Genomic DNA, 24,760 nt, shown 5'->3' with positions numbered 1-24,760 from the left:
GACCTCATCAGAGGGCTCGAAAACGACTTTTATGACAGGCTGTTCGGCTGGATTAACGTTTCAGGATTTTTTTGGTTTCTGATTTTCCGTCGGATTCCAGTTGAAGTAAATACATGCCGGATGTCAAATGAGACAGGTCAATGGTGTTCTGTTCGATTTGCCCCTGCTGAATCAATTTTCCTTCAATTCCGAACAGTTTATAGTTGATACTGCCCAACTGATGGACAATATGGACGGCATTTGTGACAGGGTTCGGATAGACGACAAAAGCAGAAGTCGAGTGCTCTTCATTGGTTAATGTTTGCGCTGTTCCTTCCACACTGATATTGTTGAAAGTAACATTCTTCCCGGTATCTTCCGTCATGTTAGAACCGGTGAAACGCAAACGTATTTTAAAATTAGGATTGTTGTTTACGGTCGGAATCATTTTCAGATCGGCTTCGATACGTTGATAGGTCGCCGAAATCGGAAAAGCGGAGGTTGTCATTCCCGAAGTGATCCAGATCGGAGCGCCCGGGTTTGTAGCATATTCCAATGTAATCCCGGTTGCGGCTCCTTCATCCATAATTGAAAAAGCGAACTTAATGTCTTTGTAACCTGCTGTCGAAAGATTAAATATCATGGTGTTTTGCAATCCGCCACTTTGAAAAGGCTGTCTTATTTCTAAACCCCTCATGTTTGAATTCGGATAAGCAATGTTTTGGTTCACTTCCGGATAATAATTAAGCGGTGTAGGATTGTTTCGTCGCTCCATACATGCTTTGCGCCAACTCGGACTTGAACTGTCAAAAGGATATCCTGCCAGAGCGGATTGGAACTGCAGGACTCCGGTTGCCGAAATTTCAAAGGTTGATGAAAGGTTTGTCAATGGAGTGTCATTGGGGATGTTGGTATCCATCATCCAGAAATAAATTATTTTAGGAATTTCTGTGCCGGTGTATGGAACGAAATGCGCTGTCAGGGAAACAGCTGCGGTTGGTGTAACAGTGATCTCAGCCGTCGTACTGGTACTGGCACCGCTCCAGTGACTAAATACATAACCAGGTTTTGGTGTTGCTTTTAATTTTATCGGGATACTGTGAAAGTAAATTCCGGTCCACGGATAGGCATCTGCCGGTACTCCCGGAGTGGACGGAAGAATATCGATCGTATTTATTTTGATATAGCCATGGGCTTCATTGGAAACATCTAAGGTTACATTGACATTGCTGCTGATTCCGAATTTATTTCGGATGTGCAGTCTCTGATTGGCCGGGCGGGTGTTTCCAAAATCGTTCACGACATTAACGGCATCCTGCCACCAGAGATACTGGGTGGTTTTCCATCGGTCAAGATGCTCCTGCATTTCAGGTTGTATCCTGTTTTTCATCGCTGTTGAGACTGCTGTAAACCTACTTGGAAGAAAATAGGTATTCATTAAATCGGCAAAGCGATTGATAAAGTCGTTTTTGAAAGTAGGATTGGCCAACAGACTTCTAAGCACTAATGTATATTTAGGTCGGTTAGGATAAGTGGTACTGTTAGGTGCTGTGGCCTGCGCTAAATTATCATGAAGGCTGTTTCCTTGTGAAAAACCAAAGGAATCATCATTGTCCCTTAAGGCAGCGCGCCAGCGTCCGTCCAAGCCATACAAAGCATTCGGGTTATAGGGGGTTCTTTTTCTCCAGTATGTCAGGTTCCAGCCCGGCCAGTCGTTATTGTCATAATAAATGTTGGCAATATAGTAATCTCTCATGTTCTCAACATCCATCATTGTTTTTATAGTCTCATAATTTTCCGGGATCTCCAGGCTGTTATTGTTTAAGAATGTCTCCATATTGTCATAGAAAACCTTATCTCCTTCCGTCGCTCTCAGATCGTCTTCCAGCAAATCCAATTCCGTTTCACCAATTCCGCAGAGATTTTTAAAGTAATATTTATCAATGCGTTCTCTAAGGTTTAATATGCCCCAGTACTCTCCGTTAACAAAAGCTACAGTGGGTTGGTAGGCCATGCTTTCCAGCCCGGTCCCTTTCATTAGTTCATCAGCAAGTTCATCTCGGTACATGATACTGATAAAGTCACTGCCTCCGTTTCTTAAAATCAAGCGGTTAAAAACAGTCTGGTTTTCGTCGGCGAAAAAATGATAATCCATGGTTTCGTCTCCGTAATCCGAATCGGCTATCAATCGGAACGATTTGCTTTGCCAGCTTCTTGAGTTGCCCCCATTGATTCGTACTCCGATATCCTGATTTAAAACTTCCACACCGTTTATAAAGTAGTTTATGTTTGCGGACCGTTCCGAAGGATCATCCTCAATTTTATAGTTTGCGTTGAAATTATAATTGGTGGCATCGACCGTTGGGTGGTCATTGCGCCATTGGTCGAACAATGCTCCCGCTACGAAAATTCCGTTGGTGTAGTCAAAGAGTTTGCTTTCGGTTATACTTAAAGAGGCTACCGGTAATGAGAATTCACTGGCTCCGTTTGGGGTTATAAAATAGGTTCTGGTGGCTGTTTTGCTGGGCAGGGAACCATTTTTAATTACCTTGGCCCTTACCACGGTCCCTTTGAAAATCGGACTTGTGGGTATATAAAAGGGATTGTTATGATGCGTGGATGACATGGACGCCAGCTTGTTCGGGAGTGACGAACGGTTGGCAATGGAAATCGGTCCGCTATACGTAAAGGAACGGTAATTGTTTTGCAATAGAGGACCATCCTGATCATTTGCCATCTCTCGGTATTTGTTTTTATAGGAATAGGTAGTGCCCCCCAAATTATTCGGGTCAGGATCGGAACCGTCTAACGTATAGATAATGGTGGCTCCCGAAGCAGCACTGCTAATACTCAGATTAAATCCGGTACTGGAGAATCCCCCCGCTCTTGAAAATGTTGGAGGATCTAATATTCCGGAATAGGCTGTTGTTGAATTCGGCTGCCCCGGTGTTGGGGCGCTGAAATAAAAGTAGCTGCCTGTTCCGTTAGGAGACTTTCCGTAGGAGACATTGTCCGGTAATGAAGTAGCCGGAAAAGTGGCCAAGGTCGTTGTTGACTGGTTGGTAAGATACAACGCTTCCCCGGTAGCATTAATTTTGAAATTGGTATGCAACGGGTTTAGGGGATTTGTTCTGTTTTTGTCGGAACACCAAACCAAGAGGTACTGCCCTGCATTTAGAGTAACGGCAGGAAACGACCATTTATGCCGTAAAGCCGCGTCATCTGAAAGACCGAAGCCATTCAGATTTACCGGTGTTGCACCGTAGTTGTATATTTCCACCCAATCTTCATAGTTTCCGTCTTCATCTTGGTTCACGGATATGTTGCTGGAAAGGACTTCATTGATGGTGATGCTTTGAGCAGATAGTGGATTGTAGTTTAGGACAACCATTACGGCTAGTATCCAGAATGTAATTTTTTTCATGGCTACTGAATTTGTGTAAATTACTAACAACCTCATTTTTAATAAATTATATCCGAAACAGTATTGCTGGAAATGGGAATTGGCATTTCTTTTGTGTCGGATATTCAAGAGCTGAAGGGAATGTTTTCTAAGCATCCCCTTTTGAGTTTCTGCATCGCTGAATTATCGTTTCAGGATCTTTTTTGTTTCCGATTTCCCGTCTCCTTCCAATTGAAGCAGGTATAAACCGGCTGTTAAATGAGACAGATTTATTTCACCGCCTTCAATAGGACCATTCTCAATCAGTTTCCCGTCAATACCGAATAATTTGTAATCTAAATGGCTTAATCGATGGTTTATGTGAAGCACATCAGTGATCGGGTTCGGATATACTACGAAGTCCGGGGCTGTAATTTCTTCATTTGTTAATGTTTGTTGTACACCTTCCAGGCTGATGTTGTTGAATATGACTTTCTTTTCATTATCCGCTGTCAGATTGGGACCGGTGAAACGAAGACGTATTTTAAAATTAACGTTGTTATTTACCGTCGGAATTGTTTTTAAATCCGTTTGGATTAGCTGATAGCCTGTGGAAATCGGAAAAGCGGAGGCCGTCATTCCTGCGCTGGTCCATACCGGTGTTCCCGAGTTTGTTGCATATTCCAGCGTAATTCCGGTCGGGGCATCTACTTCTGAAATAACAGCAAAAGAGAATTTAATATCCTTGTAATTCAATGTCGACATGTTAAAAATCATAGTGTTCTGTAAACTTCCGCTTTGGAAAGGAGGCCTTACCTGAAGTCCTCGCATATTGGAATATGGGTAGGCGATATTATTGTTGACTTCCGAATAATAATTAAGAGGTGTTGGCTCGTTGGCTCGTTCCATAGAGGCTTTTCGCCAGCTCGGACTTGAACTGGTAAAAGGATATCCGACCAGCGAAGACTGATATTGGATAGAACCTTTGCCGGTTGGTCCGTACGGAAAAGTGGAAGCCAAGGTAGTCAACGGTGTATCGTTTGGAATATCAGTATTCATCGTCCAGAAGTAAACTATTTTCGGTGTAGTCGTATTTGTCGTAGGGACGAAATTTGCTCGAAGCGTGATATTCGCAGTTGGTGTTACTGTTATTTCAGCGTTCGTACTGGTGGAAGCCCCGCTCCAGTTGCTAAAGGCATAGCCGGGTAGCGGAATGGCTTTTACTTTAACCGGGATGTTGTGAAAATAAACACCGGTCCACGGATAAGGAGTCGCCGGTACTCCCGGTGTGGAAGCAAGAATATCAATCGTATTCATTTTGATATAGCCGTGCGCTGAATTGGAGACTTCGAGTGTGACATTGATGTTACTGTTGATTCCGAATTTTTGGCGTATGTGTTGGCGTTGATAACCTGGACGTTCATTCGCAAAATCATGCATATTGTTGATGCTTTCTTCCCACCAGCCATAATCGGCGGCTTTCCAACGGTCCAAATGTTCCTGCATTTCGGGTTGGAGTTGTGCTTTCATCGCTGTGGAAACGGCTATGAAACGGCTTGGAAGATAATAGGTATTCATTAGGTCGGCAAAACGATTGATGAAGTCGTTTTTAAATGCGGGATTGGCTAACAGGCTTCGTAACACTAAAGTCGATTCCGGCGGATTACCCGGATCATTACTGTTCGAATCTGTGGCCACTGCCAAATTATTGTGATTGTTGGTGCCGGTTGTCGAACCGAAGCAATCGTCATTATCCTTCATGGCTGCACGCCAACGACCATCCAATCCGTATAAGGCATTGGGATTGTAGGCGGTTTTTTTTCTCCAAAAGATGGTGTTGTAATGAGGCCAGTCCGTATTGTCGAAATAAATATTTGCAATGTAGTAATCGCGCATATTGTCAACATCCATCTGCGTTTTTATATAATCGAAATTGGCCTGTATGGTCAGTGAATTGTTATTTAGATAATTATAGATATTGGTGTTGTAATGACTTCCAACAGATCCTCTCTGATCATTTTCCATGTAATCCAGATCCGCTTCATCTATCCCGATTACGTTTTTGAAGTAATATTCGTCAAATCGTTCACGGATGCCTAATATGCCCCAATATTCCCCATTGATAAAAGTAATGGCGGGCTGATAAGCTGCGGTCTCCATGCCGGTACCTTTCATCAGTTCGTCGGCAAGGGCATCACGGTAGTAAGTGTCGAAAAAATCACCGCCGGCATTTCGCAAAACCAATCGGTTAAAAACGGCTAAGTTTTCACCGCTGTCATTAAAGAACGGATAATTCATGCTTTCCTTTCCGTAATCGGAACGCGCTAAAAGACGCAGTGATTTGCTTTGCCAGCCTCTTGAGTAGCCTCCGTGTATGCGAATTCCGATATCCTGATTAAGGACTTCAGCGCCGTTTTTAAAATAGTTTATATTTCCGGTTCGTTCCCATGGATCGCCTTCGAGTCTGAAATTGGCATCAAAATTATAAGGGTCGGCATTTACGGTCGGATTGGCATCGCGCCACATGTCGAATGTTATCCCAGCCACATAAATTCCGGTGGTATAATCAAAAAGCTTGCTTTCGGTTAAACTCAGAGAAACTACCGGCAACGAAAACTGATTGCTTCCCGCAGAAGTTATGAAATAGGTTTTTGTTACTGTTTTACTAGGTATAAATCCTGCTTTAGTGGCTTTCGCCCGGACCACAGTTCCTTTGAAAATTGGGCCTGTGGGAATGTAAAAGGGCACGTGGTGATGTGTCGAAGACATCTTGGCCAGATCATTAGGCTGCGACGAACGATCGACTATGGAAATGGGAGCCGTATAGGTATAAGACCGATAATTGTTTGTCAATAAAGGACCGTCTGAATCCGAAGCAAATTCCTGATAGGTATTTTTATACGAATAATTGGTACCGCCTAAATTGTTGGGATTGGGATCGGAACCATCCACAGTATAAGTAATGGTAGTGCCGCTAACCGTATTGGTTATACCCAGCGTTTTACCGGTGGTGTAAAATCCGCCTGCCACTGAGAACACGGGATCCGGTAGTACCCCAGAATAGGTAGTTGTGTTATTCGGTTGTCCTGGGGTGGGCACGTCAAAGTAAAAGTAATTTCCGGTGCCGTTGGGCGACTTTCCGTACGATACATTGTCGGGTAGGGAAGTGGCCGGAAATGTGGACAGTGTTGTCGTAGTCTGATTGGTAAGATACAGCGCTTCACCGGACGCACTGATTTTGAAATTGGTGTGCAGCGGATTAGCAGGATTGGTTCTGTTTTTGTCGGAACACCATACCAGCAGGTATTGACCCGGATTTATGGTGATGGCCGGGAACGACCATTTGTGTCGTAAGGCCGCATCGTCGGAGAGGCCGTAGCCGCTTAAATTAATGGCTGTACTTCCATAATTGTAGATTTCCACCCAGTCTTCGTAGTTTCCGTCTTCATCCTGATTTATGGAAGTGTTGGAAGCAAGTACTTCATTTATGGTGAGGCTTTGGGAGAACGCTATATTGGAGAAAAGGAGTATGACCAGGAGCCGTGTAAATATCGGTTTCATATTCTAACATATTGAAAATTAACTACATAAATTTATTTAATATAAATGGTAGTTGTTGTTTTTTTCGGTTAACAGGTGATATTTACGATGAATGGGATTCGGTAGATTGTGAGTTAATACAAGGCCGGGGGTATTTTTTTAATAAATGAAGCGACTTATGTGTTTTAAGTATTGGCATTTTTTATAGATTTACACCGGTTTTAATCATTAACCATAAGATTTTGCTCATAAATAATCGCGAATGGCTCCAATTAAAAAGATATTTTGTTTAACGCCTGTCTATAATGATTGGGAGAGTTTTTCATTTTTAATTCAGGAAATTAATGAATTGAGAAAGAAAGCCCCCGAATATGATTTTTCTGTAGTAGCCGTTAATGATGGTTCCAGTGAAGAGACTCCCGATGATTTCGGAGCCTTAGGCCTGTCGGTTACCGTTTTAGATCTTAAGATTAATATTGGTCATCAAAGGGCTATTGCCGTTGGGTTGCAGTATCTGTTCAATGAGGTTGAAGATTTTGATTTTGTAGTTGTGATGGATGGTGACGGAGAGGATAAACCAAAAGATATTTTCAGTTTATTGGAAAAGGCGGAAAAGGAGAACAGTAAGAAAATAATTTTTGCGCAACGTCAGAAAAGACAGGAATCGGTGTTGTTTAAAACGGGTTACTTTTTCTACAAATATCTGTTCTATTTTTTAACGGGACAAAAAATCAGCTTTGGCAATTTCAGTGTTATTCCAAAACGATTATTGGGCAAAGTGGTGCATCAGAATAACATCTGGAACCACTATTCCGGCGGAATAATCCAATCGAAAATACCTTTTGACAAAGTGCTTTTGGATAGAGGAAAACGTTATAAAGGGGTTTCTAAAATGAATTTCAGCAGTTTGATTATTCACGGGTTGAGTTCCATTGCGGTTTATTTTGATTTTCTCTCGTTGCGGATCCTGCGTTATTCTTTGTATGGCATCGCCATCTGTTGCATATCGGTTCTGTATGTGCTCTACCAGAAGTTATTTACAGACAACGCCATTCCGGGTTGGGCTTCAAGTCTTATTCTGATTATATCCGGAATCATTTTGCAGTTGTTTTCGGTTACGTTGATTGTTTTGTTATTGCAATTGAGTTCCCGAAAGAACATTACACCACCGGATGCCAAAACATATTTGAATTTTATTGAAAATAGAGAAAATGAATAATATTATCCACTATATAAAGGAGAAGAAAGTATATTTTATATCTTTTGGTTTAATCCTGTTTGGTTTTCATATTTGTTATGGTCTAGGAGTGATTTTGCCAGCTAACATAAATTGGTTAATGTCTGCCTACCATGATTGGGGTCAGCATTACTTGGGCTGGGCCTATTTTAAGGAGGAACCCTGGCATTTTCCTTTAGGGCATATAGAGAACTTTAATTATCCGGCTGGAACCAATGTAGGGTATACGGATTCAATCCCACTATTAGCCATTTTTTTTAAACTTTTTTCGTTTCTGTTGCCAGATACTTTTCAGTATTTAGGATTTTGGTTATTTGCCTGTCATATTTTGGCGGGATATTTTACTGTAAAAATACTTGAAGAATTTAAGGTTAAAAACATTTATATTATTCTTGCGGCTGTTGTTTTAGTTGCCTTTAATCCTGTATTAATTTACCGAGGACTCCATCCGGCTTTATGTGGCCATTGGCTGATTTTGGCCTCGATCTATCTTTATTTTAAAAAATCAACAAATGAAAATGCGAATCAAATCAACAGGAATCAGGTTTTTATATTGATATTAAGCGCATTGATTAACCCGTATCTTTTTTTAATGGTGCTGGGTTTTAATGTGATTCTTCCTTTCCGAAATTATTTTTATGATAAAACAATCTCTATCTGGAGGATGCTAAGTTATATTGTAGTTTCATTAATTTCAGTATTATTAAGTTGGTTTGTTTTGGGAATGATTTCTGTAGGCAACGATGTAAATATGGAAGTTGCTAACAGTTATGGGCTGTACAGTTTCAACCTTAACTCGTTTTATAATTCAAGTGGATTTTCTACTTTTTTGCCACAATTAAAACAAGTAACAGAGCATCAGTATGAAGGGTATGCTTATATGGGGCTTGGAATGATTGTTATTCTGGCAATCAGCGTGTTCTATTCCTTAGTGATGCTGCTTTTTAAAAAGCAAAATATACTCAAAAATAAAGCATTACTGCCTCTTGTAATAATCAGTTTGTTGATTACCTTTTTTGCAATAACCAATAAGGTGACATTAGATGATAAAATAATTTTGGAGTTTGCATTGCCTGAACTGATTTTGAAATTAGGAGGTGTTTTCAGGGCTTGCGGCAGATTTATATGGGTGTTGTATTATATCCTGTTTTTATTTGGAATTATTGTATTTGCAAAAATGAGAATCAGCAATAAGATAAAATTACCTGTTTTAATGGTTTTAGTTGCGTTGCAGATTTATGACACCAAGTTGTTTTTTACTTTCAGAGATTTGCCTGACGGAGATTTTGTATCCGAAAAAATCAACTCGAAAAAACTTTTGGATTTATCATCAAACTTCAAAAGAATCATTACTTATCCCCCTTTTGAAAACAACATGAATTATCATTTGGATTATCAGGACTTGTGTTTTGTTGCATTAAAAAATAATTTGCCAATCACAACGGGTTATGTTGCTAGGGAAACGGGGGAACTAAACAGAAAATTCAGGGACTCGTTAAAAATTAATCTGGACGAAGCTGTAATCAACAAAAATGATTTGTTTATCACTACTGCTAAATATCTGGACGCATTTTACCCACTTATATACAAGAACAAGGTAACGATCAATTATTCAGACGGATTTTATTATTTGTATTCCAAAGAAACTCCGGCCAAGTTTACATTTAAGCAATCCGGGTTTGAAATGATGAAAATAGATTCCGTTTATAAAGAAATTAAGAAAGCCAACAAGATTGAAAAAATAAACAAACCAGTATTCCAAAAGCAAAAAATAAAATACAGTTTGGAAAGCAACAGTTTTGCGAATGACATTTTACAGTTACGCGGTTGGGCTTATTCGACTAACTCCGGAAACAATTTGCAGGATTCAATTTATGTGCTTTTAACCAATGATAAAAGCACGTATCTGATTAAAACAAAATCTTTTGAAAGACCCGACGTTGCCGATGTATTCAAAAATCAGAATTTGAAAAACGCGGGATTTTCAGCTAGTATTTTCACCAGCGGTTTGGGGAATAACCAGTATAAATTAGGTTTGGGAATAAAAGATAAAAACGGTAATTGGACTTATGAGCTTGTGGAGCAAGCTCCGGTGATCGATTTAAAAAAACCTAGTCTTCCGAGAGTAATTTCAGAAAAAATCATCGCTAAGGGCAAGGTAATTGGAAATGTTGAAAAAGCAGAAGAGCAGGTAGGAAATATTTATGTGAGAGGCTGGGCCGCTGTAGAAAATAAGCCGGCCACAAACTCTGTGATAACGCTTGTTTTTATCGGTAAAGATGCAACATACGAAATGGATACGGATAAAATCTTTAGGGAAGATGTTACTGCTTATTACGGAAGCAAGTATAACTACAACGAGTCAGGTTATAATCTGAAAGTAAAAAAGACAAATTTCAAGAGCGGAGTTTATACTATCGCCATCAGGATTACCGACAAATCAAATGTGGTATCTACCTATATTTCTGATAAAAATATTGTCATAAAATAAAAATTCACAAAAAATAAAATATTTTTTAATAGATACTGTAAATATGTATATTTGCAAAAAAAAACGACAACGATGAATAATAAATTTTTGTTAGCAATTTTAGTGGTTTCCACAACTTTTTTTTCCTGTAAAGATGAGAAAACTACAGCGGTTAAAGAAGAGAAAAAAGTAGAAGCAAACAATTCGTTTACTGTAACAATGAACTTGGTTGTTCAGGCCGATGACAACTTCCAGATTTATTACAATGAAGACGGTTCTGATATCTATACTGGTGATAAATTTGTTAATGTTGATGTAAAAGGAAAACCGGAAGCTCAGGAAATAGTTTTTAAATTACCTACTGATGCAGTACCGGCATCATTGCGTTTTGACTTAGGAAGTAATAAAGAACAAAAAGAAGTAAAAATAGTAGATTTTAAAATGGATTATTTGGATAAACATTTTATAGCAAAAGATACTATGTTTGTACATTATTTTGGTAATAATGCTCAGGTTGAATATATAAGAGATAAGGCTATCGCCAAACCTAAACCTATTCCTAACGAAACGTATGATCCGCTTTTTACAGGAACAGAGCAACTGAAGAAAGAAATCGACAAGCTAGTAAAATAATAACATTAAAGGAAGTTCTAAACTTCCTTTTTTCTTTTAAAATCAAGTAGTTGAGATGAACTATAATGACAAAGCCCCGGAGTATTTCAGTAACATCAGAAAAGACCTGATTAATCTGCTGGAGCCGTCACAAAAAAACCTGAAGGTACTTGAGGTTGGTGCGGCATACGGTGAAACCCTAAATTATTTAAAGCAAACAAAGGTAGCCGTTGAAACTGTTGGAATTGATATTTTCGAAGATGTAAAAAACAAACAGAATTATAAAAGTGTTGATCGTTTTATTTTTGGAAATATTGAAGAATTGGAATTATCGGAATTTGAGGATTATTTTGACTTGATACTGCTTCCGGATGTCCTGGAACACCTTATTGATCCGAAAAAGGTGTTGGATAAACTGAATAAAACGCTGAAAAAAGACGGTTGCATAATCGTTAGCATGCCTAATGTCCGTCATTATTCTGCACTATATAAAATCTTTTTCAAAGGGGATTTCCGCTACGAAGAAAGCGGTATTTTCGATTATACTCACCTGCGTTTTTATTGCAGAAAAAACATCAAAGAACTTCTGGAATCCTCCAATTTTGCCGTAATCAAACAGCAGAGTTCCATCAGGAATTATGAGGGAAAATCGATAACCAAAATTATAAACCAGCTTACTTTTGGTATCTTTGAGGAATTCTTTTCTTACCAATACTTTTTTAAAGTAAAAAAAGAGAAGAAATTTGATTAATACAAATGGCGATTCAAGAAAGTACAAGCAACAGCTTTAAAAAGATAATCACTTCCTCAGGAGTAAATTTTCTTTTTCGGATTTTTGGTTTAGGCGCCTCGTTTGTCACCTCACTGTTAATAACACGATTGTTCGGGATTGGCACTTTCGGTAATTATTCGCTTGTCTTTGCCTTATCTCAGATTGTTGCTTTGTTTTTTACGTTAGGTATTCCCAATACGCTGATTAAAATCGTAGGGAACCACAGCTTCGATTATTTGCAGGCAAAACGACTGTTGCTCAACGGCGTAAAAGCTGCATTGTTATTCTCGATTGTCCCGGTTCTTTTTTTTTACTTTGGAAACGGACTCTTGTCAGACGCTGTCTTCAAAAACCCGCAACTGAGCAATTATTTTCTGATTGCAGCGGTTTGTTTGCCTTTATTCGTTTTGCATGAAATCTTTCTTTCTTTTCTGTTAGCGACTAAAAACTTTTTCAAGTACAACCTGTTCATTTTTGTAGTCCCGAATGTCTTACTGATAGGTTTTCTTTTCCTTTTTTCTATTTTGGAATGGAATGACTACTGCACATTTCTGGCTTTTGGATTAGCTGTTTTTTTTACCGTTTTAGCGGAAATAGTGGCAATTTTCGAATTGAAGAAAAACCGCGAAGTAATTCCGTTCAATACAAAGCAGTTGTTAAACGAAGCATCGCCTTTATTGTTCAGTGGTCTGTTTCTGTATTTGCTCAACTATACCAATGTGATCATGTTGGGGATCATGACCGATGAGACCCAGGTGGGAATATATAATTTAGCCTATAAACTTGGCAATGTCGGTTTTTTGGTGATTATCTCCGTAAGCACGATCGTAACGCCGTTAATATCCGAATTATACGGAAAAAAGGACTTTCCTGAACTGAAGAAAGTAATTCACAAGTCGACGAAGCTGGTGGCCGTTTTGTCGGTTCCGCCAGTTTTACTATTGATCCTTTTCAGTAAATTTATTTTGTCCTTATGGGGCGATGAGGTAGTGTCCGGCAGTCTTACTTTGATTCTGGTGTCCTTAGGCGTATTGTTCAGTGCGGTTGCCGGAAATGTGGACCAGATATTAAACATGACCGGAAATCAGAAAATTTTGCGTAACATTATTGCAGTGTGTTTCTTTGTCAACTTGATCTTAAGTTATTTTCTGATTCCGATTTATAATATTGAAGGAGCAGCAATGGCGAGTTTGATCACCAACGTTTTGATTAATGCTTTATGCGTTTTTTACATAAAAAAGAAGCTGGGTTTTTATACTTTATTTTAATATGAAAGTAGAAGTATCTGTAATCATTGTTAATTACAATGGTTTAAAATATCTGAAAGATTGTTTTGATTCTTTGTATGCAAAGCTCAGTTCGGTTTCTTTTGAAATTATCGTGATCGACAATCAGTCAACTGATGCTAGCTGCCGTTTCATTAAAGAAAATTACCCTGCTATTGTTTTGATCGAATCCGCGAAGAATCTCGGTTTTGGTAAAGGAAACAATGAAGCGGTGAAATCGGCTAAAGGTGAATACCTGTTGCTGATTAACAATGATACTATCGTGCTGGACGACATAGCTCCCGTTTTCGATCGTTTGGACGAGAATCCGGAAATTGGGGTTATCGGAATTAACATGCTGGATAAAAACAAAGGTTATCTTCCGGCTTCCGGTAATTTTCCGAATCCGGGAAATATGTTCCAACTGAAAAGGTTGTTAAATACTGCTGGAGAATTCAAAACAGGCGTATTCTCAAAAGACTGCTACGAGGTAGATTGGCTGGGCGGATCGTTTCTTGCCTTATCGAAAGAACTGTATGATGAAATAGGTGGTTTTGATGAAGATTATTTCATGTACGTGGAAGACGTGGATTTCTGCAGAAAAATAGCGGATAAAGGCTTTAAAAGAGTCTTTCTGCCTAATTTCAGTTACATCCACTTTGTTGGTTTTAACAGTTCCAAGAATCCGTTTTTGATCAAAGGATATGAAATCTACATTTCAAAACACTTCCATGGCATGAATAAAATAGTCACCTTACTCGCTTTAAACATCAATAAACGAGTAAAACGGATTAAAAAAGCCTTAAAAATACAGTGATCGTATCAGTTTTAAAATTCGGAAACAATAGCTTTAATTTTTTCACTTGCTGTCCCGTCTCCATACGGATTTGAAGCCTTTGAAATTTGTTGATAGTACGAAGAATCGGTCAGTAATTTTGTGGTTTCCGAAATGATTTTAGCTTTAGATGAACCCACTAAAACAGCTGTTCCGGCTGTTACGCCTTCGGTGCGTTCCGTTACTTCTCTCAGAACCAAAACAGGTTTACCAAGACTTGGCGCTTCTTCCTGAATCCCGCCTGAATCTGTTAAAATAATGCAGCTTTTGTTCATCATCCAGATCAGCTCAGGATAATCCAGCGGCGCTATTAAGTGAATGTTTTTGCGGTTCAGTTTTTTATGTGCAATCTCTTTTATATTGGGATTCAGATGCACCGGATAGCAAATTTCGACGGAATCGTCAAATTGCTCAGCGATTTCAAGGAGTGCCTCACAAATGGATTCAAAAGGTTTGCCGAAATTTTCCCTTCTGTGACAGGTTACCAAAAGAAGCTTTTTTGTGAAATCGATAAAATTGTATTTCTGAAGTAATCTTTCTTCGGACGAAGCATCAAACTTTTGTAAACCGGACAATAAAGCGTCGATGACCGTATTCCCCACAACAAAAACATTCTCCGTCGTACTCTCCGACACTAAATTCTCCTTGGAATTTTCTGTGGGACAAAAATGGATTGCAGCCAATTTAGAAGTCAACACCCGGTTCATTTCTTCAGGAAATGGCGAGTTCATATCGTTGCTTCTTAAACCGGCCTCAATGTGGATCACTTTTATTTTCTGATAAAAAGCGGCCATGGCAGCAGCCAAAACCGTGGTAGTGTCGCCTTGGACAAACACAAAATCAAAATGTTCTTTCAATAGAATTTCATTCGTAATCCGGGAAATCAGGTCCGCCGTCAGCTGATGCAGTGTCTGATTGTGTGTCATGATGTTCAGGTCATAATCCGGCGTGATATCAAAAAAAGACAAAACCTGATCCAGCATTTCACGGTGCTGGGCGGTGACACCAACTTTCACATCATAATGTTCGTCATCAGAAAAAGAATCGATTAACGGAGCCATTTTAATAGCTTCGGGTCGTGTTCCGAACAGGAATAAAATTTTTTTCATTCTTTGTGTTACCCTAAAAAATTAAGAAACGTAAAACTACTAATAAAAACTATATTTGCAATTCATACAAAAATCAAAATGAAGGTACTTTTTCAGACCAGGACGAATTTATATACTGCACCGGGCGGCGATTTAGTTCAGATGCTCAAGACAAAAGAATTTTTGGAGAAACTGGGAGTTCAGGTGGATATATCTTTAGACTTTGAGCCTGATTTGACAGGTTATGATCTGGTACATTTGTTTAATCTGATGGAACCGCAGGATATTTACCTGCAGATGTTAAACGCCAAGCGGCAAAACAAAAAAATTGCTTTATCCACAATTTACGGACTCTATACCGAATTTGAAAGAAAAGCAAGAGGAGGCTTATTTCAAAAAGTGGCCAATGTACTGTCGTCTTATCAGATCGGCTATATCAAAGTGGTAGTGAAGCATTATCACGAAAGCCGTTTTCATAAAGGCGTATTTAAAATGCTTTATAAGGGATATTACGGGTTGATGAAGGAAATTGTGGACAATACCAGCGTTTTTTTGCCCAATTCAGTTTCCGAGATGAACCGCGTGGCCAATGAATTCAAGCTGAAAAAGTATAGTTTTTATAATGTTCCCAATGCCATAGACAGGAAGGTTTTTTCCGGTGATACACAATCGGACATTCCCAATAAATTCGAAAAATATAAAGATTGTATTGTTTGCGCTGCCCGAATCGAAGGCAGAAAATCGACATTAAATTTGGTAAAGGCTGTTAGAGGAACCAATTATACACTGGTTTTGGTGGGTAATGAATCCAAAAACCAGAAAAAATATGTGGAAATGGTTCATCAGGAAGCCGGTGCAAATGTGGTTTTTTTAGGACCGGTGCCGCACGATGATTTGCGGGATCTGTACAAGGTAGCCAAAGTTCATGCCTTAGTAAGCTGGATGGAAACACCCGGTTTGTCTTCGATAGAAGCGGCAGCTATGGGTTGTAATATCGTGGTTACGAAAAAAGGGGACACGTATGATTATTTTGAAGATTTTGCGTTTTATTGTGAACCCGACGATGTGAATTCCATAAAGACGGCCATCGACAAAGCCTACGAAACCCCTTTTGATCCGGAACTGAAAGCAAGGGTTTTGAAAAATTACATTTGGGAAAGGACCGCGGAAGAAACATATAAAGGGTACACAGAAATTACAGGGAGAAAGTGACAAACAGAATGCCGGACACAGTAATACCAGTGGTTTTCGAAAGCACTGCATTAAAACAATAATTTTGAAAAGAAAAAGACATGATTCTTAATGTCAAGCGTACATATTCGTTTTTGTTTATGTTGGTATTGTTATGCCAGCTTTATATGCCGTCATTTCGTTATAATATTGTTTTACAAGGGGCCGTTTTGTTGTTTGTCCTCTTTTTCGAAAAACCAAAAGTTTCGAAATCATTCCTTAGATTGGTTTACCCTATTTTATTCATCCTCTTATTTGGCTTTACAACGACCTTCTTCGCTCCCTATGGAAAAATGGAGATCATAAAGGATTTTACCCACATAATAAAACCGGTTTTTGGAATCGGAATCGGATACTTTTTATTCAGGAGGATTAATGATTTCCGAACTTTTGTTAAGGTCGTAGTAATTGCGGGATTTTTGTGCGCGCTGTATCATTTGATAAAACTTGTTTTATTTGCAGATGAATCGCAAACGGTAAATGATTTAAGAAGACAGGGTTTGGATAATTTCCTCGAATTGTTTGCATTGTTTTTTATCTTTTATACCCCTCGTTTTTTTGAAAAGCCGCTTTTTTCAAAAAGACTCTATACTTTCATAATCAAATTTTTTCTTGTCACTTCCTGTATTTTCTATTTCTCACGGACCATGTTTGTGGTGGGATGGATCATTGCCCTGTCACTTTACGGATACACTAAGTTTACAATGAGAGGTTTAAAGGTGATGGGGCTGGCAGTATTGCTGGTTGCGATGATGTATGCCTATCTTTTCTCAGTAAAATTAAACAGAAACGGATCAGGATTGGAAGCTTTCTTTTTCAAAGTAAAAAACGCCCCTACGGAACTGTTTCAGACCAAAATTGACCGCGAAAACCATAAGGATCTTTGGGATCACTGGAGGGGATACGAAGCGAAACGCGCTCTTGCCCTCATGAACAAGAATCCGTCCAGCTATGTAATAGGAGCAGGATACGGATCGTTGGTGAATTTAAAATTCAAGGCACCTTTAGGAGATGTAAAGGACGGAATGCGGTATATTTCGGAACTGCATAACGGCTATGTCTATATTACGTATAAAACCGGTATCGTCGGGCTGTTTTTTTTAGTGTTTTTCTTATTGAAACTTTATCGGTTCGGCTATAAGTTTCCGAGAAGCGACGAACATTTTTTTCTGATAAAAATGATTTCAGGAATAGGAGTGGTTTATATTTTCACAACACTTACCATCACCGGAATTTACAACCAATCGGATATCATTATCATGCTTTTGGGAGGTTTGATTTTCTTTGAAAACAGTCGGAAAATAGAAAACCATGAAAAAGGTATTTAATTCTGCTTCATTTTTATATTTTTGAGGTTTAGTAAGAATTGAATCAGCGCTTTTGAAAATAGCAATACTTGGGACCCGAGGCGTTCCAAATCATTACGGAGGATTCGAGCAGTTTGCCGAATTTTTTTCAGTTTATCTGGCTCAGAAAGGGCACGAGGTTTTTGTATACAATTCCCATAATCATCCGTATCAGGAGAAGCAGTTCAAAGGGGTCAACATAGTCCACCGGTATGATCCTGAGTTCAAAATTGGGACAGCCGGACAATTTATCTACGACCTGAACTGTATCATGGATTCCCGAAAAAGAAATTTCGATATAATTCTGCAATTAGGATATACCAGTAGTTCCGTTTGGCACTTGCTTCTGCCTAAAAAACCATTGATTATTACCAATATGGACGGATTGGAGTGGAAACGTACCAAGTATTCCAAGCTGGTGCAAAAAGGACTGTTGTATGCCGAGAAACTAGCGGTAAAAAGCAGTGATCATCTGATTTCGGATTCATTGGGAATAAAAAAATACCTGCGCGAAAAGTACAATGAGGATTCCACTTATATTGCTTATGGTGCCAACACGTTCGACCATCCAAACGAATCAGTGATTGCCGGTTACCATGTTGAAAAATACAATTACAACATGATTTTGGCCCGACTGGAACCGGAGAACAACATCGAGACGATTCTTGACGGGATTGTTTTGAGTGAAGATACAACGCCTGTACTTGTCATCGGAAATCATCAGACAAAATTTGGCAACTATCTGAAAGAGAAATTCCACACGCATAAAAACATCAGGTTCATCGGAGCCGTTTATAATCTGGAACACTTGGATAATTTAAGATGGTATTCAAATATTTATTTTCACGGGCATTCTGTAGGAGGCACTAATCCCTCACTGTTGGAGGCAATGGCGTCCAAAGCTTTAATAATTGCTCACGACAACGATTTTAACAGAGCTATTCTTAAAGAAAACGCTTATTATTTTTCCGATGCTGAAGATGTTAAAAAATTAACAATTCGAACCAAAAAAAATGATAACTTGCACCTGATACAAAATAACTTTGATGCTATCGCAAGCGAATTCAACTGGGACAAAATAAATGGCGAATATTTACAATTATTTCAATCAAGCATTTCTCAAAGAAAATAATGTAGCCGTAAAAAAAGAAGGACTGTTAACGTTTCTTCTGGCTGCTATTTTAATATCGATCCCGCTGAATTATGCCTTTAGCAGCATTGCTACCATTGTTTTTATTGTTGTATCGTTCTCTTCCCTGTATAAGATTAAATTTTCATTCAACCGATATTTGATTTTTCCGATCGCATTTTATTTTTTAATGCTGCTTTCCTTATTGTGGACAAGAGATATCGGCCTAACCACGGGTGGTTTAAGGAAAGAACTTGCCTTTCTTTTCATCCCGATCCCGTTTTTCTTTGTGGGGGAATTAAAAAAGATCAACAAAGTACAGATTTTCAGATTATTCAGCTTCGGAATGAGTTTTTTTGGGGTTTACTATCTCTTAAAGGCAGTTTACAGGTATATCGAAACTAAAAACCTATCCGTTTTTTTTTATCACGAACTGGTTACGCAAGACCTTAATGCCATCTACGTTTCGGTTTTCGCCTCCTTTGCCATTTTTTACTTCGTTAGTTTAAAAAACAAAAAACCGTTAGAGAAAACAGCATTCTTCATTTTGATCGCTTTTGTGTTTTTATTGTCTTCCAAAAGCATCATCACGATTGACTTTATTCTGATAGTCTGTTACTATTCCTTTTTTTCGACGATTCCCAATACCGTTAAAATCACGACAGTTATCGCCGTCTTTTTATTTCTTTTTTTCTCGCTGACCTTCGTCAAAGAGGTGAAAGAACGTTTTTTACTGGAATATGAAACGGCTTTTGTCGACAATACCGTTAATAATACGCTGGGCTCTGACAGTGCGAAAGTATACAATGTGAGTTTAAAGCAGGCCTGGTGTAACAGTAAATTCCAACCCAATCAATTTTTTCCGGGAACGGCGCTCAGAGTGTATCAGTTTCGTGTTTTTAAGGAATTACTGATTAGTGACGGCATCTTTTTGACGGGCTATGGACTGGAAGCTTCCCAGAAAAAAATAAAAGACAAAACGGCACAATACGACTTATATTCCGGTTACGGGGATTTTAACTTTCACAACCAATATGTCCAGACTTTTGCCGAACTTGGCATTTTTGGTTTTTTAATTTTAATAGCAATGCTTGCTATTAATCTAAAAAGTGCATGGAGAGATAAAGATTTTCTGCATATTGCTTTTGCAATCACAATGATAGTCCTATTTTTGACAGAATCCTTTTTCTGCCGACAAAGGGGCGTTCTGTTTTTTGTTGTTCTTTACTGTATTTTTGGAGCATCAGTAAGGCCCGCAACAAAAGAGATTACAAATTAAAAATTATGAAGAAAATACTAATTACAGGAGCAGCCGGTTTTTTGGGCTCGCATTTGTGTGATCGATTTATAGCGGAAGGTTACCATGTCATTGGCATGGACAATCTTATAACTGGCGATTTAAAAAATATAGAACATCTCTTTAAATTGGAGAATTTTGAGTTCTATCATCATGATATTACCAAATTTGTACATATTCCGGGCCATTTGGATTATATCCTGCATTTTGCTTCTCCGGCCAGTCCGATAGATTATTTAAAAATTCCAATACAAACGCTGAAAGTAGGGTCTTTGGGGACTCACAATCTTTTAGGTTTGGCACGTGTTAAAAAGGCCAGAATTCTTATTGCATCAACTTCCGAAGTTTATGGAGATCCTTTGGTACATCCGCAGACTGAAGAATACTACGGAAACGTTAACACCATAGGACCGCGAGGTGTTTATGATGAAGCCAAACGTTTTCAGGAATCCATAACGATGGCTTATCACACCTTTCATGGCGTAGAAACCCGTATTGTCCGCATCTTTAATACGTACGGACCAAGAATGCGATTAAATGATGGCCGTGTTATTCCGGCTTTTATCGGTCAGGCGCTTCGTGGCGAAGATTTAACCGTTTTTGGTGATGGGTCACAAACCCGTTCGTTTTGTTATGTGGATGATCAGGTAGAAGGGATTTTCCGCTTACTGCATTCTGACTATCATTTGCCGGTAAACATTGGAAATCCGGATGAGATTACTATTAAGGATTTCGCCGAAGAAATCATTAAACTGACCGGCACCGATCAAAAAATTGTGTATCAGCCATTACCCGTTAATGATCCGATGCAACGACAGCCAGACACTACAAAAGCGAAAGAGATTTTGGGTTGGGAAGCTAAAGTGAGCCGTTCCGAAGGAATGAAAATCACATATGATTATTTCAGGTCTTTATCTGCTGAAGAATTAGCAAAGGAAGAGCACAAAGATTTCTCAAAATATATTTTCTAAAGTGGGTAAAACAGGAAGATATTCAAGCTACTTAAGGCCCTTTTCCTATTTGTTGGACTTAATTATTATTAATGTTCTGGCAAATGTTCTGCTATTGGATTCACTTAATGTTTTTTATTTTCATTTTTTCGTATCCGTTTCCTGGATTATTATAGCCTGGAACGTTGGTTTTTATGAGGTGTACCGCTTTACGAAAGTGGTTGATATTTTTATAAAAATTTTCAATCAGTATGCGTTATTCATCATCCTTAATTTCGCTTATCTGGGGTATTTCCTTAAGTATTCAGAACCTTCCCAAATCATAAAGTTTGTTACCCTTTCGGTAATAATCATCGCAATTGCCAAATTATCGATATTTTATCTTTTGCGACGTTTCCGTGTCGTATTTGGTGGTAATTTCCGAAGAGTAATCATTGTTGGCGACGGGGAAAATGTTTCTGAAATGAGGGATTTTTTTAACGAGAATCTGGATTACGGCTATCATCTTATCTCGGTTTTCGATTTAAAGGAAAACAGGAATGAGGCAATACAGTCTTGTTTTTCATTTGTTCTGGAAAACAGTATTGATGAGATTTATTGTTCTCTTACCGGAATGGATCATGCTGATATTAATCTTTTTATCGATTTTACCGATAATAATCTGAAAGTCTTAAAGTTCTTGCCCGATGATGAAGAAGTCCTGTCGCGGAATATGAAATTTGATTATTACGGCTATATTCCCGTAGCCTCTATCAGGGATATTCCTTTAGATAAGTTGGTGAACATGATTGTAAAAAGGGGATTTGATATTGTATTTTCCTTAATCGTGATTCTGGGTATATTGTCATGGCTGGCTCCAATTCTCGCTATTCTGATCAAAAGGGAATCGTCCGGTCCGGTTTTTTTCAAACAAAAAAGAAATGGACTGAACTACCACGAATTTGACTGCTACAAATTCCGTTCGATGCGGCCTAACGAAATTGCGGATTTGGAACAGGTATCAAAAAATGACCCACGAATAACAAATATCGGACGATTCATCCGCAAAACCAGTATTGATGAATTGCCACAATTCTTAAACGTACTGTTGGGCGATATGTCTGTTGTCGGACCGCGACCTCATATGGTAAGTCATACGGAGATGTACGCCAAAAGTGTCGATAAATTCATGGTACGCCATTTTGTGAAACCGGGAATCACGGGATTAGCACAGACCAACGGATACCGAGGCGAAGTTGAAACCGATACGGATATCATCAACCGAGTGAAATACGATATTTTTTATCTTGAAAACTGGTCTTTGCTGCTGGATCTGAAAATCATTTTTATGACGATATACAATGCGGTCCGCGGTGAAGAGAAAGCCTATTAAAGTTGGCTGATTTCTTCGTTTATGATTTCCATCTGTGTGTCAAAAGAAAAACTTTCCCTGGCGATTTCCTGAATCTGCTTTCTGTGATTTTCATCTGTTTTTTTTAGGTTTGAAAACACGTCGTTAAGTGTTTCGTAGTCTTTCGGAGCGATGACTTCTCCTAATTGATGTTCGGTTATCACATCACCACCTTCACCTCCGGCTATATAGATAATAGGTATTCCGATATGCGCCATCTCAAAAATTTTGGAAGGAACAGAACCATAAATGCGGTTCACCAGCGGAATTAACGCGTAATCTGCTTTTTGGGTTAGTACTTCGTGAAGCGCTGTTCGGGTCAATTCGCCATGAAAGACAATATTTTTATCGGGATGCTCTTTAATAAATTCGATCAGTTCGGCTTTTTCGGCCCCATTCCCGTAGATATCCAGAACCACATTTTCAGGCAAACGGATATTTCTGCAAAGCATCACAATCCCTTGCGCAACGCCTAATAATCCGGCATAAACCACATGGATTTTATCGGATGATTCAATGGTATTCTTTTCCTCCAACTGAAATTTAGGATAGTTACGGTACAAGACGGTTTTCGTTCCGACTCTTTCGTTCACGTGCGTGCAAATTTCCTGGGATTGTCCTAAAATCAAATCCGCTTTTCTGTAATTGTAATTTTCGATTTTTTCCAGCATGCGATAACTGAAACTTTCATTCATAACATTCAGTTCTTTTCCTGCCAAGGGCCACAGATCCGAAACATTCAGGATGATTTTCTTGCTTTTCAGGCGACTCATTGCAACACTAAAAAACGCAACAAAAAGCGGTGGCGACTGAATAATGACCTTCTTCGGGGTTTTCGAAAATAAAAGAAAGATACTTAGCGAAAATGAAAAAGAAAGCATGGAGATCAAGCGGACGATCTTATTTTTGGAATTGCTCGGATAAACCCATGTCCGATAAACGGCAATGCCTTTTTCAACCGATTTGTGTTTCAGCTTTCCCTGATAACCATCAAAAATTTTCCCGTTCGGATAATTGGGTAGCGGACATAAAACCGAGACATTCCAACCTTTATCACGCAGTCCGTGGGCCAATGTTTCAATGCGATTGGCCGCGGCTCCCGTTTCAGGAGGATAATAATTGGATATGATCAGTATGTCGTGCATTACAAGGATAAGTCAAGTAGTACTTGTACAATTCGACTGGCTGTGTGACCATCCCAAAGATCCGGGATCCCAACTTTTTTCCAGTTGTTGTCGGTTATCTTATCCAGGTTTTCTTTAAGGGCATTAAAATCGCTGCCCACTAAGACATTGCTTCCTAAAACACAGGTTTCAGGCCGTTCGGTATTTTCCCTTAAGGTGATGCATGGAATGTGCAAATAGGTAGTTTCCTCAGTGATTCCACCAGAGTCGGTAATTACTCCGGCTGCATTTTTAAGCAGGTAGATAAATTTAAGATAAGGTTGCGGTTCCACAATTTCCAGATTCGGATAGGTTTTACCAAGAGACTCAACAATTGGTCTTGTTCTGGGATGAATCGGAAATACGATAGTGAAATCTTTGGCGAAATCGGTTATGTTGTCCAAATACGATTTCAGGTTTTCTTTATTGTCCACATTCGACGGACGGTGCATGGTTAGTACCAGATATTTCTTTTCCGATAAAGTCAGTGCATCAAAGAAAGTTGGTTTTTCAATGCGTTCCATATTTTTTACCAGGGAATCGATCATGATGTTCCCCACAAAGAAAATGCGGTCGTCTTCAATTCCGGCTTTTCTCAGGTTTTCATTGGCATATTCGGAAGTGGTGAAGAAATAATCGGTAATGCTGTCGGTCACCATACGGTTGATTTCTTCGGGCATGGTCAGGTCAAAGGAACGGATTCCCGCTTCAATGTGCGCTACTTTTATATTGGCTTTTTTTGCCACGATGCTACAGGCCATGGTAGAAGTAACATCGCCTACAACAATCACTAAATCACACGGATTATCTGCCAGTTCCTTTTCAAAACCAATCATGATTCCGGCCGTTTGCTCCGCCTGAGTTCCGCCACCTACCTGAAGATTGGCATCCGGTTTCGGGATGTTGAGTTCTTCAAAAAAAGTTTCGCTCAGGTTTTTATCATAATGTTGTCCGGTATGCACCAAACGGAACGAAATAGCTTTCCCTTCCTTTTGCTGCAGCTGGATCTGATGGATAAGCGGCGCAATTTTCATGAAATTGGGCCTTGCTCCGGCCACTATGGTGAGTTTTATCA

The 24,760-nt window shown here is 39.1% G+C and carries 17 protein-coding genes; 12 read left to right on the top strand and 5 right to left on the bottom strand.

The genetic code is table 11. From position 1 onward, the window contains the following. Window positions 1-52: 52 nt before the first annotated feature. Window positions 53-3,403 carry a CotH kinase family protein gene (locus AC3E9U_RS09140; protein WP_488746595.1) on the bottom strand — a complete coding sequence of 1,117 codons (3,351 nt, stop codon included), beginning with the start codon at window positions 3,401-3,403 and terminating at the stop codon, window positions 53-55. Between the two features lie 162 nt (window positions 3,404-3,565). Beyond that, window positions 3,566-6,922, bottom strand: coding sequence for a CotH kinase family protein (locus tag AC3E9U_RS09135; RefSeq protein ID WP_488746594.1), 3,357 nt, complete (start codon window positions 6,920-6,922; stop codon window positions 3,566-3,568). Window positions 6,923-7,163: 241 nt separating this feature from the next. On the opposite strand from AC3E9U_RS09135, the gene AC3E9U_RS09130 reads away from it, so the two are divergent. The 6 genes from AC3E9U_RS09130 to AC3E9U_RS09105 all read left to right on the top strand — a co-directional run bounded on the left by AC3E9U_RS09130 (window position 7,164) and on the right by AC3E9U_RS09105 (window position 14,074). Then, complete coding sequence (locus AC3E9U_RS09130; protein ID WP_488746593.1) at window positions 7,164-8,120, top strand: glycosyltransferase; 957 nt, start codon at window positions 7,164-7,166, stop codon at window positions 8,118-8,120. Then, on the top strand, window positions 8,113-10,629 hold the full coding sequence (locus AC3E9U_RS09125; RefSeq protein WP_488746592.1) for a DUF6311 domain-containing protein: 2,517 nt from the start codon (window positions 8,113-8,115) through the stop codon (window positions 10,627-10,629). The genes AC3E9U_RS09130 and AC3E9U_RS09125 overlap by 8 nt, the downstream gene beginning before the upstream one ends. 72 nt (window positions 10,630-10,701) lie before the next feature. After that, entirely contained in the window at window positions 10,702-11,241 is a 540-nt protein-coding gene (locus AC3E9U_RS09120; protein WP_488746591.1) for a hypothetical protein, read from the top strand. A 55-nt stretch (window positions 11,242-11,296) separates the two neighbouring features. Then, window positions 11,297-11,971, top strand: coding sequence for a class I SAM-dependent methyltransferase (locus AC3E9U_RS09115; protein ID WP_488746590.1), 675 nt, complete (start codon window positions 11,297-11,299; stop codon window positions 11,969-11,971). 5 nt (window positions 11,972-11,976) lie between these two features. After that, the gene (locus tag AC3E9U_RS09110; protein ID WP_488746589.1) at window positions 11,977-13,260 is read left to right on the top strand and encodes a flippase; all 1,284 of its coding nucleotides are present in this window, start codon (window positions 11,977-11,979) and stop codon (window positions 13,258-13,260) included. A gap of 1 nt (window position 13,261) precedes the next feature. Next, the gene (locus AC3E9U_RS09105) at window positions 13,262-14,074 is read left to right on the top strand and encodes a glycosyltransferase family 2 protein (protein ID WP_488746588.1); all 813 of its coding nucleotides are present in this window, start codon (window positions 13,262-13,264) and stop codon (window positions 14,072-14,074) included. An 11-nt stretch (window positions 14,075-14,085) separates the two neighbouring features. On the opposite strand, the gene wecB (AC3E9U_RS09100) is transcribed toward AC3E9U_RS09105, so the two are convergent. Continuing rightward, window positions 14,086-15,201, bottom strand: coding sequence for a non-hydrolyzing UDP-N-acetylglucosamine 2-epimerase (gene wecB, locus AC3E9U_RS09100; RefSeq protein WP_488746587.1), 1,116 nt, complete (start codon window positions 15,199-15,201; stop codon window positions 14,086-14,088). A gap of 78 nt (window positions 15,202-15,279) precedes the next feature. Here wecB (AC3E9U_RS09100) and AC3E9U_RS09095 point away from each other — a divergent pair, with 78 nt between their 5' ends. The 6 genes from AC3E9U_RS09095 (at window position 15,280) to AC3E9U_RS09070 (ending at window position 22,504) form a co-directional block, all read left to right on the top strand. Further along, window positions 15,280-16,392: a glycosyltransferase family 4 protein gene (locus tag AC3E9U_RS09095; protein ID WP_488746586.1), complete on the top strand. Its 1,113-nt coding sequence runs from the start codon at window positions 15,280-15,282 to the stop codon at window positions 16,390-16,392. Between the two features lie 311 nt (window positions 16,393-16,703). Continuing rightward, entirely contained in the window at window positions 16,704-17,738 is a 1,035-nt protein-coding gene (locus tag AC3E9U_RS09090) for an O-antigen ligase family protein (RefSeq protein ID WP_488746585.1), read from the top strand. 52 nt (window positions 17,739-17,790) lie between these two features. Then, a complete protein-coding gene (locus AC3E9U_RS09085) occupies window positions 17,791-18,888 on the top strand; it encodes a DUF1972 domain-containing protein (protein WP_488746584.1) in 1,098 nt (365 codons plus the stop codon). Then, on the top strand, window positions 18,839-20,164 hold the full coding sequence (locus AC3E9U_RS09080; RefSeq protein WP_488746583.1) for an O-antigen ligase family protein: 1,326 nt from the start codon (window positions 18,839-18,841) through the stop codon (window positions 20,162-20,164). Before AC3E9U_RS09085 ends, AC3E9U_RS09080 begins: the two co-directional genes overlap by 50 nt. A 5-nt stretch (window positions 20,165-20,169) precedes the next feature. Then, complete coding sequence (locus AC3E9U_RS09075; RefSeq protein ID WP_488746582.1) at window positions 20,170-21,153, top strand: UDP-glucuronic acid decarboxylase family protein; 984 nt, start codon at window positions 20,170-20,172, stop codon at window positions 21,151-21,153. A gap of 94 nt (window positions 21,154-21,247) precedes the next feature. After that, entirely contained in the window at window positions 21,248-22,504 is a 1,257-nt protein-coding gene (locus AC3E9U_RS09070) for an exopolysaccharide biosynthesis polyprenyl glycosylphosphotransferase (RefSeq protein ID WP_488746581.1), read from the top strand. Here AC3E9U_RS09070 and AC3E9U_RS09065 read toward each other — a convergent pair. Together AC3E9U_RS09065 and wecB (AC3E9U_RS09060) are read right to left on the bottom strand one after the other, a co-directional pair. After that, complete coding sequence (locus tag AC3E9U_RS09065) at window positions 22,501-23,667, bottom strand: glycosyltransferase family 4 protein (RefSeq protein ID WP_488746580.1); 1,167 nt, start codon at window positions 23,665-23,667, stop codon at window positions 22,501-22,503. The genes AC3E9U_RS09070 and AC3E9U_RS09065 overlap by 4 nt on opposite strands. After that, the gene (gene wecB / locus AC3E9U_RS09060; RefSeq protein WP_488746684.1) at window positions 23,667-24,758 is read right to left on the bottom strand and encodes a non-hydrolyzing UDP-N-acetylglucosamine 2-epimerase; all 1,092 of its coding nucleotides are present in this window, start codon (window positions 24,756-24,758) and stop codon (window positions 23,667-23,669) included. The genes AC3E9U_RS09065 and wecB (AC3E9U_RS09060) overlap by 1 nt, the downstream gene beginning before the upstream one ends. Window positions 24,759-24,760: the final 2 nt, after the last annotated feature.

This window comes from Flavobacterium sp. 21.1 (genome assembly GCF_057801535.1).
This window is presented reverse-complemented; position numbering and strand designations above follow the sequence as displayed.

Coding starts and splice junctions, on each gene's coding strand:
- AC3E9U_RS09115 (WP_488746590.1), top strand. CDS start 11,297: ATGAACTATAATGACAAAGCCCCGGAGTATTTCAGTAACATCAGAAAA.
- AC3E9U_RS09125 (WP_488746592.1), top strand. CDS start 8,113: ATGAATAATATTATCCACTATATAAAGGAGAAGAAAGTATATTTTATA.
- AC3E9U_RS09095 (WP_488746586.1), top strand. CDS start 15,280: ATGAAGGTACTTTTTCAGACCAGGACGAATTTATATACTGCACCGGGC.
- AC3E9U_RS09065 (WP_488746580.1), bottom strand. CDS start 23,667: ATGCACGACATACTGATCATATCCAATTATTATCCTCCTGAAACGGGA.
- wecB (WP_488746587.1), bottom strand. CDS start 15,201: ATGAAAAAAATTTTATTCCTGTTCGGAACACGACCCGAAGCTATTAAA.
- AC3E9U_RS09110 (WP_488746589.1), top strand. CDS start 11,977: ATGGCGATTCAAGAAAGTACAAGCAACAGCTTTAAAAAGATAATCACT.
- AC3E9U_RS09135 (WP_488746594.1), bottom strand. CDS start 6,922: ATGAAACCGATATTTACACGGCTCCTGGTCATACTCCTTTTCTCCAAT.
- AC3E9U_RS09075 (WP_488746582.1), top strand. CDS start 20,170: ATGAAGAAAATACTAATTACAGGAGCAGCCGGTTTTTTGGGCTCGCAT.
- AC3E9U_RS09105 (WP_488746588.1), top strand. CDS start 13,262: ATGAAAGTAGAAGTATCTGTAATCATTGTTAATTACAATGGTTTAAAA.
- AC3E9U_RS09080 (WP_488746583.1), top strand. CDS start 18,839: ATGGCGAATATTTACAATTATTTCAATCAAGCATTTCTCAAAGAAAAT.
- AC3E9U_RS09140 (WP_488746595.1), bottom strand. CDS start 3,403: ATGAAAAAAATTACATTCTGGATACTAGCCGTAATGGTTGTCCTAAAC.
- AC3E9U_RS09120 (WP_488746591.1), top strand. CDS start 10,702: ATGAATAATAAATTTTTGTTAGCAATTTTAGTGGTTTCCACAACTTTT.
- AC3E9U_RS09130 (WP_488746593.1), top strand. CDS start 7,164: ATGGCTCCAATTAAAAAGATATTTTGTTTAACGCCTGTCTATAATGAT.
- AC3E9U_RS09090 (WP_488746585.1), top strand. CDS start 16,704: ATGGAGATCATAAAGGATTTTACCCACATAATAAAACCGGTTTTTGGA.